General features: G+C 46.1%; 5 protein-coding genes. All 5 read left to right on the top strand.

Annotation, left to right across the window (positions count from 1 at the left end):
• Positions 1 to 31 precede the first annotated feature (31 nt).
• On the top strand, positions 32 to 490 hold the full coding sequence (locus AC1RNB_RS18165) for a hypothetical protein (protein WP_493085121.1): 459 nt from the start codon (positions 32 to 34) through the stop codon (positions 488 to 490).
• 149 nt (positions 491 to 639) lie between these two features.
• Complete coding sequence (locus tag AC1RNB_RS18160; protein ID WP_493085119.1) at positions 640 to 1,362, top strand: LytR/AlgR family response regulator transcription factor; 723 nt, start codon at positions 640 to 642, stop codon at positions 1,360 to 1,362.
• Between the two features lie 96 nt (positions 1,363 to 1,458).
• Complete coding sequence (locus AC1RNB_RS18155; RefSeq protein ID WP_493085117.1) at positions 1,459 to 3,516, top strand: histidine kinase dimerization/phosphoacceptor domain -containing protein; 2,058 nt, start codon at positions 1,459 to 1,461, stop codon at positions 3,514 to 3,516.
• 257 nt (positions 3,517 to 3,773) lie between these two features.
• Positions 3,774 to 4,157, top strand: a complete 384-nt coding sequence (locus AC1RNB_RS18150; protein ID WP_493085115.1) for a hypothetical protein — start codon at positions 3,774 to 3,776, stop codon at positions 4,155 to 4,157.
• A 63-nt stretch (positions 4,158 to 4,220) separates the two neighbouring features.
• On the top strand, positions 4,221 to 12,950 hold an 8,730-nt coding region (locus tag AC1RNB_RS18145; RefSeq protein WP_493085114.1), incomplete at its 3' end, for an HYR domain-containing protein.

Below are 12,950 nucleotides of genomic sequence, written 5' to 3'. Positions count from 1 at the left end.
TTGAAAGCCCGACACATCAAACAGTGGATGGGTGGCTTATATTGCAGCAGGTATGTACAAACCCAAACCAGGAATCGATATCATTGCAAAAGTGCTGGATGCGCTTTATGCGCATAATCCGGACGCTTTGTTTGTGATGAGCCTGATGCATCAATACGAAGAAAGGGGCAGCCTGAGTAAAAAACAGTTGCAGGGTTTACTATCAAAAGCACAGAAGGTAAAAGAGATTCCCGACAGCTGGCTGGGAACCCTGGAAGCGATCATCCTGAAAATGCCCACCCGCTATAAACCGGTGGAACCGGTAGTGGCAACTCCTATCTACCAGAAAGATGAAAGCGCCGGAAAATATATTGCTGCCATACTCGCTAAATATCCGCAACATAAAAGAGTATTGTTTCTCCGGGCCAAATACGACAACAATGAAACGCTTAATGCGGAAGAAACAGCAGAACTCATGCGATTTGCTAAAATACTGGGTGTTACCCTCTGAGTAAAAAGTCTCGCGCCACCTTAATAAACAATTAAAAATCCGGTAATTGACAGCTGCACATCTAATTTCTTCGGGAAATAAGTTCTAATATAGCCGAAGTAAAACAAACTGTTTATTAAAGCCTGGAGTGGTTATTGCTCCCAAATTGCATGGAGGGTTGTAAAATACTGATTGTAGAAGATGAGTCGCTGGTGGCAATGGATATGGTAGATATGTTAACCCGGATGGGCTACCGGGTACTGCCCACTGCCATGGGATATACCGATGCAGTAAATATACTTGATACCGAAAAACCCGATCTGGTACTCGTAGATATCAACCTCAGCGGAACCAGAACCGGCATAGAACTGGCGCAGCAGTTATCAGAGAAATACAAGACTCCCTTTATTTTTATCACTTCACATACAGATAAACTTACGGTCAGTCATGCGGCAGCCACCCATCCCAGTGGTTATCTTGTAAAACCTTTTGATGCAGAAGACCTGTATACTGCTATAGAAGTGGCCCTGGTAAATTTTGCCGCCACTACCCGCAACCCGGAGAGTGGGTTACTGGTAGAAGACAGTGTGTTTGTAAAAACCGATAAGAATTTTGTAAGAGTGAAAGTGCAGGAGATACTCTGGTTAGAATCGGAGCATAATTATATGTTCATTGTGTCTGAAAAAGGCAAGTTCATTGTACGAACCAGTTTCCGTGATTTTCTGGATACGATCCGCAGTGAAAATTTTCTGCAGATCCATAAATCCTATGTGGTGAATATGCAGAAAGTAGATTCCTTTTCGCATACAGATCTGTTGATTAACGGGAAAGAACTTCCCCTTAGCCGTAATTTCAAAGATGCTTTTTTGGCCAAAATCAACCGGGTAGTGTAGTTTTTGCCTGTTTCTACACATCACGTACCTGTTTTTTTGCATTTGGTACCTATTATTTAGGTAGCAGTCCTATTTCCCGATATTTGATATCCTGACATGCGGATAGCATCTGTTTTTATACACCCTGTATCGGGTTCATTCAGCGGCGGATATCGGCTACCTATCCGCGCAGGTGTTTGTTTTGTCCTGTTGGCTGTCTTGTTTTTTTATCCCCTGGCTACCGTAAAGGCACAATACCAGCCTGTAGATATTCCTGCGTTGAAGCGGTCCATCGCCCTGGCGAAAACGGACACGGCTAAAAGTCGCCTGTATGGTATACTGGGCTGGGAACTTAGGTTTGCAGACCGTAAAGAAGCGGAGAAACTGGCCGATGAAATGATCCGGATAGCTTCGCGGGGGAAAGACCACCGCTCGCTTGCCCAGGCTTATAAGATAAAAGGGTTTCTGCATGTACTGGAGCAGAAGATCGAGGAATGTCTGGCTATGTATAAGCTCTCTATGGAGCAGGCGAAACTGGCGAATGACGGATATACCCTTGCGCATGTAACCGGTTTGATTGCCGGTATGTACCAGGATAAGGGCGATTTTGACCGGATGATACAGTATTTTCTGGAGGGCCTGCAGGTAGCAGAGCGATACCAGGTGGATGAAATGATCGCTTTTCTCTCTAATTGTATCGGAGAAGCGTATTCTGACGCCGGCAGACCCATTTCGGTAAGCTTACCCTACTACAAACGAGCATTGGAAATAGAAAACAGGATACAAAACTGGCAGTATGTGGGGATGATCTGGTCTAATATCGCCAAAGACAATATGCTGTCTGGTAATAAAAGAGAAGCGGAAAAAGCGGCAGAACAGGCTATTAACTATATTAACCGCAAGGCAGACAGGGCCTATGTATATGCCACGGTTACAACGGATATTGGTGAAATGTACCTGGGTATCAGTAAATACAGGGAGGCGGAAGGGTATTTACTGAAAAGTTTACATATACTGGATAGTCTGGGCACCAAAGACAATGTATTGATACCCCTGGGGGCGCTTTCCAAATTATATGAAAAAACAAATGAAGCCGGTAAAGCCAATGTATATGCCAGGCGTTTACTCGCGCTTTCTACAGCTTATAAGAGTAAGCGGTATCAGCGCGACAGTTATGAAGTACTCTCATCCGTAGCAAAGAAAACGGGTCATCCTGAGCTAGCTTTAAAATATTATGAATTATACAAGCTGTTTAATGATAGTTTATTTAATGAAACCAGGGAAAAAACCATTGCTGAGGCGGAAAACAGGGTAAAGCTGATCCAGAAAGAGCTGGAAGTGAAATATGAAGCTGAAAAGAAAGCAAAAGAGAATGAGGCGCTGAAACTATCTAATCTCGGTTTGCAGAACAGGACCATTGCTGCCATTATTATTGCCTTTTTATTGCTGGTGCTGGGGGTAGTGCTGGTAATGGCCAACCGGGCTAAAACAAGGAAAAACCGGCAACTGGAAATGCAGAAAAAAATCATTGAGCAGCAATCGGCCGAAAAAGATACCCTGATCAGGGAGATTAATCACCGGGTAAAAAACAACCTGCAGGTAATCTCGAGTCTGCTGAACCTGCAGGCTTATTCCTTAACCGATCCGGAGGCGATTGATGCGCTCCGCGATAGCCATAAGCGGGTAAAAGCCATTTCGCTGATACACCAGAAGCTGTATGGCTTTGAAACGATTGCGGCTATTCCGCTGGAAGAATATATCAGTTCGCTTTTTGCCGATCTGAAAACAGTGTATGCGGCTACCGATGTAGAATTGGTTTGTGCTACCCGGCCCCGGGAATTGTACCTTGATATAGAATCTGCGGTTCCGGTGGGGCTGATCCTGAATGAAGTGATTACGAATGCGCTCAAATATGCTTTTGCCAATGGGCAACCCGGTATATTGTCTATCCAGGTGTCGGATGATATCGAAAAAGGGTATACGATCATCGTACATGATAACGGTGTGGGATTGCCGGCTGGTTTTGATACAGTGCAATCCGGCTCATTGGGTTTTCGTATCATTAAAGAGCTCACCCGCCAGCTTCGCGGGCAATATCAATATACTTCCGGTTCAGGAACCACTTTCACTCTTCAGTTTCCCAATAGTAACCTGCGCAGTAAAATGAGCAGCTGATTTTGCATTTGATACCTTTTCTTTTGCATTTCATACCATTCGGCTTCCACATTGTTCTACCTCTGTCTATTTTAACGGCGTCTTAATCTACGCTAAACCGTATTTGAACGACTTGGTTTCTCTATTCTGTAAAATACAGATAGATTCACCTGCTTAAAAAATCCACCTATCCATCCGGTTGTCCTATTAACCATGCTGCAGGCATAGTATGCTGTCTGTGGTATCCTGTTTATGCATACCTACCAAAACCTGCGTTTATGAAAAAAATCTCTACTCAACAGATTTTGCTATCCCTATCTATGTCTGTTCTCAGCTGTATCAGTCTCAGTGAGTCACAGGCCCAATGCCGCTACGGTGTAGTAACACTTCGCAACGATACTACATATGTTACCATCCCCTGCGATTTTCCGTTGAAGGCCAATACCGGCGATTCCACGCTGGATGCCAACCAGTTTTATTCGGCATTGGACCAATGGAATCAGACCAATTTAACTGCGATTGGTCAAACCTTACTTACACCAGCAACTACCGGTATCAAAACTGTCTTTTTTGAGATCCGGAACTCGGATCTCTTACTATTTACAGAGGAGCGGAAAACCGCTATTCTCGCGAGCCCTGCATTATACAGTATCAAACCCTGATGCCGCAGTAATCCATACATACGTTCCTATACATACATTTTTACAGCCATTCAATCTGCTTTTATGAATTGTCAAAAATCCTTCAGACCTGTGTACAAGTTTCTTGGTATGCTGTTACTGCTGTTACCCGTCATCAGCTCTTTAAGCCAGACGTATAGCTTTACCAGTGCGGGGGCTTCCGGTATCAATGGTCCATCACAGGCGCAGGTAACTGCTGCTTATAATGCTTCAACGCTTGCTGGTCAGGTAACAGTAGTGGGAACAGGTATCCAGCGTTGGGTGGTTCCATCAACCGGTATCTATGCGATCACAGCTGCAGGAGCATCCGGTGGTTATACACCGGGAGCTGCGGGTGGAAAAGGAAGACTGATTACAGTCAATTATTCATTAACAGCAGGAACCGTTCTTGATATTCTGGTAGGACAGGAAGGTGGAAGAGCCAGTTTCAATACACCCGGTTATGCCGGTGGTGGTGGTGGTGGAAGTTTTGTGGTGAATGGCAGTAACAATTCACCTATCCTGATTTCAGGTGGTGGTGGTGGTGCAGCACAGGGCAGTGGTAGTTTTGTATCTGTTCAGCCTGGTGTAGATGCTTCTGCGTATAATGTTACCAGTGGTGCCAACGGAACCGGTTTTTCAAATAGCTGGGCACAAGTGGGTATTGGTGGTGTGAATGGCGGTGGGGGAACAAATCCCGGTGGCTATGGCGGATCTGGTGGCGGTGGATTTTTGGGAGCGGGTGTACAACAATACTATGGCGGCTTTCCGGGAAGCGTATATTCTTCTTCCGGAATGTCGGGCGGAGATAACAGGGATTGGTATGGCGGATTTGCAACTACTATTCCCGGAGGTTTTGGAGGGGGTGCCGGTGCAGGGGTTCATTCTAATTATGAAGCCAATGCTGGCGGCGGCGGCGGATACTCCGGTGGCGGAGGCGGAAATACGCGTGTAGGTGCAGGTGGTGGCGGAGGAAACCTGTTAGGTGCAGGCACCACTTATGTTTCTTCCGGACTCAATACAGGTAATGGTTATGTTACTATTACCAATTTATTAACCCCGGCCGGGGCTTTGAATTTTGTAAAATCAACGCCAACCAGCGGCAACTATATTACTGTTCCGCATAGTGCATCCCTGAATCTGGGAGCCAGCTTTACCATTGAAGCATGGGTAAAATATACCGGTACTAACTCAACCATTGTTGATAAAGGGGATTATGATTATTTACTGCAGTTGAACTGCAATAACCCCGGTTTTGCGGCTAATAAAATTGATTTCTACAATAGAAATACCGGACAGTGGGTACACTCTACCGGTACGGTGCCCGAAAACGTTTGGACCCACGTGGCAGTTACCTTGGCCAACGGTGTGATGACTTTTTATATCAATGGGGTGGCATCAGGAACAGCGGCAGTGGCATTTACGCAGGATAGTGGACCATTAAATATCGGGCGACAGAATCCGATAAACTGTTTATGCAACACTTTCAACGGCAGCATGGATGAGCTCCGGATCTGGAACCGTGCACTTACTGCCTGTGAGATCAATACCAATAAAAATTGCGAACTGCCGAATCCAACTTCACAGAACGGATTGGCGGCTTATTATAAGTTTAACCAGGGTAATGTAAATGCAGATAATACCTCCATTACCACGGTAACAGATGCCAGTGCCAACGGCAATACCGGTACATTGGTAGGTTTTGCCAGAATCGGTACTACTTCCAATTTTGTGGCCGCCCAGGTTACCGGAACCTGTGCAGCCTATACGGCACCAGTGGTTACCGCTTCTAACAATGGACCGGTAAATGCGGGAAGCACGATTACGCTTACAGCTTCTGGCGGAACAAATTATAGCTGGTCTGGTCCAAATGGTTTTAGTGCCAATGTAGCAACACCTTCCGTTACTATTTCCAATGCTTCAGCCATCAATGCCGGTACATATACAGTTACCGGAACAACAGCTGTAGCGGGTTGTTCTGCTACAGCTACTACCAATGTGGTGGTAAACGCTGCTGCAAAAGCACTTGATTTTGGTGGTACCAATGATTATGTAGATCTGGGTGCGCCTCTCGCAAGCAATGCCTCTTATACCAGAGAGGGGTGGGTGTATAATGGCAATCCAGGTTTCCCGAATAATAATATTTTCTCAACGTTTAACGATCCGGTTTATATCCCTGGCGGTTATCTGAATGTGACGCAGGGTAATAGCGGTGGTGTAGTTGATCCGGATCCATTCCCGGTAAGCACATGGACACATGTGGCAGTAACCTATGATAAACCAACCACTACATTAAAACTGTATGTGAACGGGGTACTGAAAGCTACCAATACCAATGCACCAGCCTTTACAGGAGGAACGCTCTACCTGGGTAAACACCCAACAGGTGGGGGTAGTTCTTCCGTAGGTATGGATGAAGTGCGTTTCTGGAACCGTGCTTTGTGCAGGGAAGAGATCCTGAACAATATGAATGCGGAACTGAACGGACCGCAGAACGGATTGGTTGCTCTCTATAACTTTAACCAGGGTTTTGTGAATGCGAACAATGCCGGTGTAACTACATTAACCGATGCCAGCGGCAATGGTAATAATGGTACACTGGTAGGTTTTACCCTGAACGGTGCCAGCTCAAACTGGATCGCCGGATCAGTATCAGGAACAGCAACACCATTTACAGCAGCTGTTGCACCTATTACCGGAAACACCACTATTTGCGTAGGTGCCACAAGTGCCCTCGCTAACAGCAATACAGGGGGAGTCTGGACAAGCAGTAACCCATCTGTAGCAAGTATTAGCCCTTTGGGCGTGGTTACAGCAGTTACTGCCGGCACCACTACGATTACCTATACCAATGCCTGTGGTGGTGTTTCAACTACTACAGTAACAGTGAATGTATTGCCTTCGGTGAATGCAGTAGCCAGCCAGGAACTGTGCCATAACGGAACAGCTACCACAGCCATTAGTTTCAGCGGATCTGTTCCCGGTACGGTTTTTAACTGGACAAATGATCATCCATCTATCGGACTGGCTGCGGCTGGTACAGGCGATATTGCTTCTTTCCTCGGTCAAAACCCCGGAAATGCTCCCGTTACAGCTACAATTACCGTAACACCGTCTTACAACGGTTGTACCGGTACACCGATCAGTTTCACGATCCGTGTAAATCCGATTCCTGTATTCAATGTCATCAGTAACCAGGTAGTTTGCAATGGATCGGCTACCAATGCTGTTACATTAACAAGCCCTGTTGCGGGTACTATTTTCTCCTGGTTTGGTGGTGCAGCTATCGGCCTCGCTAATGGAAATGGTAACACCATTCCATCGGTTACGGCCATTAATACAGGCAACGATCCGGTAACAGCTACAATCATTGTTGTGTCAAATGCGGCTGGTCAATCGATTAGCTGTGGCACATCAAGAGTATATACCATTACTGTAAACCCAACATTGTCCGTTTCCGGACCCGGTAATCTTACTGCCAATGCAACAGCAGGAATTTGTTCGGCAATTGTAAATTATACTACAACGATAACAGGTGCTACTTCACCTGCCCTTAGTTATACATTCAGTGGCGCCACCACAGGAAGCGGTGCGGGCAATGGAAGTGGTTCGGCATTTAATACCGGTGAAACGCAGGTAACGGTTACTGCCACCAACAGTTGTGGTTCGGCCAGTACCAGTTTCACAGTTACAGTAACGGATACAGAGGCGCCATCTATCAGTTGCGCTGCAGATATCACTGTAGTAGCCACCAGCGCCGCCGGTGCTGTAGTGAATTATGTTGCACCTGTTGGAACAGATAATTGTTCCGGAGCAACAACGGTAAGAACAGCAGGTTTGGCCAGTGGCGCAACCTTCCCGATTGGTACCACAACGGTTACACATACCGTTACCGATGGTGCAGGATTAACTGCAAATTGTTCTTTCACGGTTACGGTAAGTGGTTTGGCTCCGGTCATTACCTGTCCAACGGATATTGTAGTAAATACAACAGCTGGTCAATGTGGTGCAACGGTTACGTTTGCTGCTACAGAAACCACTGCCATACCTGTTTCTACGATCGTATATACCGAAAATGGTCAGCCGGTAAGTTCCGGCAGCTTCTTTACAGCAGGCTCTCATCTCATTACAGCTACTGCCATCAATGCAGTAGGTTCTTCTGCATGTACTTTTACCATTACAGTAGTAGACAATATATATCCTGTATTAACGGGTGTTCCTGCCAATGTAACGGTACAGTGTAATGCAGTACCTGCAGTAGCCAATGTAACAGCTTCAGACAATTGCAGTACCTCTGCTCCTGTATTTACAGAAGTAAGAACAGAAGGCAATTGTACTAATAATTATATACTGACCAGGACCTGGTCAACCATGGATGCTTCAGGCAATCTCACTACTGCTTCGCAAGTGATCACTGTGGTTGATACCGAGGCACCTGTTATCACCCATATTTCAAATATTACGGTACCTGCGGCCAATGGCCAGTGCAGTGCTGTGGTAAATTATACGGCCAGCGCTACAGATAATTGTGGTACTGCCAATATTTCTTATAGTATAGCTTCAGGTTCAACCTTTACGGTGGGTTCACATGTGGTAACAGTAACGGCTACAGATGCCTGTGGTAATGTTACTACCAGCAGCTTTACAGTAACGGTAACCGATACCCAGGCACCTGTGATTGTATGTGCACCAGCCCAGACATTACCTATCACTGCCAACTGCAGTACTACGGTTCCTGATTACAGGAGTCTGTTAACGGTTAGTGATAACTGTACCGCAACCAATGCACTGGTGATTACCCAAAGTCCTGCAGCGGGTACAGTTGTAAACGGAGGCGGTAATTTTACTGTCACTTTTACGGTAACCGATGCAACTGGTAATAGCAGCAACTGCGCAATGACGGTAACCAAAACCGATGTAACAGCACCTGTATTAACGATTCCGGCCGATGCGGTACTGGAATGTGATGCCAGCAGGGTACCTACGGGTCCGACCAATATTGTTACCTACAATGCGCTTGGCTGTTGTTATGCGGTATATACCGAAAACGGTTTAACCACCACCATGATCTCAGATCATTATCATAATATCAGCGGTTATTACCTGCACAATGGTTATTCAGCCAGATGGACAGCCACTGCAGGTAACTTTACGTTGAAGAGTATCAATGTAACACAAGGAATGTTTGTTTTAACGGCTTCGTCAGGAGCTACGGTAACCACTACCACCACAGGTGTGTTTACCCTGCCTAATACGGCCCAATGGCAGAACCTGAGTTATGTAACTTTCCGGGCTTATAATAGTGAAGCGAGTGTAAAAGATGTGGTATTCGGATCTGGTACATCTATGGGTGGTGCCCAGGCTACGGACGGTTGTGATAATAATCCTGTAATCACTTATACAGATGATAACAGCGGCCTGACGGGTTGTAACGGTACTGGTATATTGAAGCGTACCTGGACAGCTACAGACGCATCCGGCAATACTACTTCAGCCATACAGAATATCACTATTCAGGATACCAAAGCGCCGGTATTTACCAATTGTGTTTCCAATATTACAGTGAATAGCACCGGCAATAATTGCAGTGCTATTGTAACCTGGTCTGCCCCAACGGCTACCGATAATTGCGGAACACCTTCATTGACCAGTAACTACCAGTCTGGTGCTACGTTCCCGGTAGGTGTTACTACGGTAACCTATACCGCTACAGATGCCTGTGGCAATACTTCTACCTGTAGCTTCACAGTTACGGTAAGAGATGCCACACCACCTGTAATTGTTTGCGCTCCTAACCAGACCATTAATATGTCTGCCAGCTGCAGTGCTACTTTACCGGATTACAGGAGCCTGTTAACAGCAACGGATAATTGCAGTAATCCCGGTTCATTGGTGATTACCCAGAGTCCTGCAGCAGGTACAGTCATCAGCGGTTCTGGTAATATGACTATAAACTTTACAGTAACGGATGCTGCCGGTAACAGCAGTAACTGCAGCATGACGTTAACCAAACGTGATGTAACTGCACCGGTAATTACCGGTCCTGCCAACAAGCAGGTGAATACCGATGCCAACCTTTGTGGTGCGGTAGTAAAATATGCACCGGATAATGCAATTGTGTTCTCGCAGGATTTTGTACAAGGGCCCACCAATAGCACTTATTGTAATGCATGGACAAGTTTTATCAATCAGTTAGTGGCGGGTAATACATATAGCAAACTGACCATTAAAGGAACATACGACCAGACGGGAGTTTCTGTAACCGATCCGGCTATTATTGCACAGATTGCAGCGGCACTTAAAAACGGCACCAATGGAACATGGACTACGAATGGAAGAAACTGGGCAGTAGGTAACTGCGGTGGTCCGGGAGCTTTATCGGCAACCAATGGTTATGTGTGTAGTTGTGACCAGAATGGCTATGTGGTTCGTCCATGTATTGATCTTCAGAGTGGGTATGGGAATCCGAACTGGGGTGGTGTTAATACGGCCACCTGTAATGGTCCTTCACAAAATATTACAGTAGTATTTGAGCTGTCAGGAGGCGGCAATGGTACTGGTGGTATTACAGCAACCGATGCCTGTAACGGGCCGGTAACGATTACCCAGACAGCAGGTCTGGCCAGCGGGTCTTTGTTCCCTGTAGGAACCACTACGAATACTTTCACAGCCACCGATGCTTCAGGCAACAGCAGTACCTATAGTTTTGATATAACTGTAACAGATAACCAGCGCCCAACCATTACGGCACCAGTAGCCAGAACGGTAAACAATGCACCTGGTACCTGTGGTGCTACGGTTAATCTGGGCACACCGGTAACAGCAGATAATTGTGGTGTGGCTAGCGTAACCAACAATGCACCGGCAATCTTCCCGATCGGTACTACTACGGTTACCTGGACGGTGACGGATGTAAATGGTAATAACCAGACGGCAACACAGAGCGTTACGGTGATCGATAATCAACCACCTGTAATGGTTTGTCCGGCTAATATAGACGTATATGCCACCAGTGCGTCAGGAGCGGTTGTAAATTATACAGCACCTGTTGGCACGGATAATTGTACAGGCGTAACCACGGTAAGAACCGGAGGTCCGGCCAGTGGTTCTGTGTTCCCGATCGGCACTACTACCATCACCTATACGGCTACAGATGGGGCTGGTTTAACGGCTACCTGTTCCTTCACCGTAACGGTAACCGGTTTACCACCTGTGATTGTATGTCCTGCTGATATAGCAGTTACCTCAACAGCGGGCCAGTGCGGAACGAATGTAAACTTTGCAGCTACAGAGACCACAGCAATCCCTGCTTCTACGATTGTATATACAGAAAATGGAAGCGCAGTAACCTCAGGCAGCTTCTTTACAGTGGGTACCCATATTATTACAGCTACAGCTACCAATGCGGTAGGCAGCTCGGTATGTACCTTCACTATCACGGTAACGGATACAGAAACACCGGTGATCATTACACCGGCTAATATAGCGGCGAACAATAATGCAGGTGTATGTGGCGCGCAGATCAGTATAACAGCACCAGTTGCTACGGATAACTGTGGTATTGCCAGTGTGATAGGTGTAAGAACAGACGGTTTATTACTAACGGATGTTTACCCGGTTGGGGTAACAGCCATCCAGTGGACGGCAACGGATGTGAATGGATTAACAGCGAGCCATACACAGCTGGTAACAGTAGCAGATAACGAAGCACCGGTAGTGACCACAAACAATATCACGATCCAGCTGGATGCTAACGGTACTGCTTCTATCACCCCATCCCAGATCAATAACGGATCAACGGATAATTGCGGTATTGCCAGTTACAGTCTGGATAAAACCACGTTCAACTGCGCTGATGTAGGAGCCAATACAGTTACTTTAACAGTTACTGATATCCATGGCAACCCGTCTGTTAAACAAGCCACCGTTACCGTACAGGATACAATACCGGCTATTGTGGTAGTGCAGGATATCAGCGTGTCATTAAATGCAGCTGGCACAGCTTCGATTACGACAGCTGATATTAACAATGGTAGTGCAGATGCCTGTGGTATCCTGTCTATGAGCGTATCGCAAAGTAACTTTACCTGTGCCAATATCGGTGCTAACAACGTTACCTTAACGGTTACGGATGTAAATGGTAATGTCTCCAGCGCTATCGCTATTGTGACTATTGTAGACCAGATCGCACCAACGGTGATCACAAATAATATTACGATCCAGCTGGATGCTAACGGTACTGCTTCTATCACCCCATCCCAGATCAATAACGGATCAACGGATAACTGTACTATCGCCAGCTACACTCTGGACAAAACAACGTTCAATTGCAGTAACGTAGGCCAGAACACAGTAAGCCTAACGGTAACGGATGTAAACGGCAACAGTAACAGTAATACAGCCATTGTAACCGTAGTAGACCAGATCGCTCCGATTGTACTCACCAATAACATTGTGATTGCCTTGGATGCTAACGGCAATGCTTCTGTTACCACGGCTCAGATCAATAACGGATCAACGGATAACTGTGGTATTTCCAGTTACAGTCTGGATAAAACCGTGTTCAACTGCAGTAACGTAGGTATTAACACAGTTGTTTTAACGGTAACCGATGTAAACGGTAACGTTAACTCAGCTACCGCAGTAGTAACCGTAGTAGACCAGATTGCACCGATTGTACTCACCAATAACATTGTGATTGCTTTGGATGCTAACGGTACTGCTTCTATCACCCCATCCCAGATCAATAACGGATCAACGGATAACTGTGGTATTGCCAGTTACAGTCTGGATAAA

The organism is Sediminibacterium sp. GW821-FHT12F12, from assembly GCF_058806635.1.
Note: the sequence above shows the minus strand (reverse complement) of the source record. Positions and strands in the feature narration are given on the sequence as shown.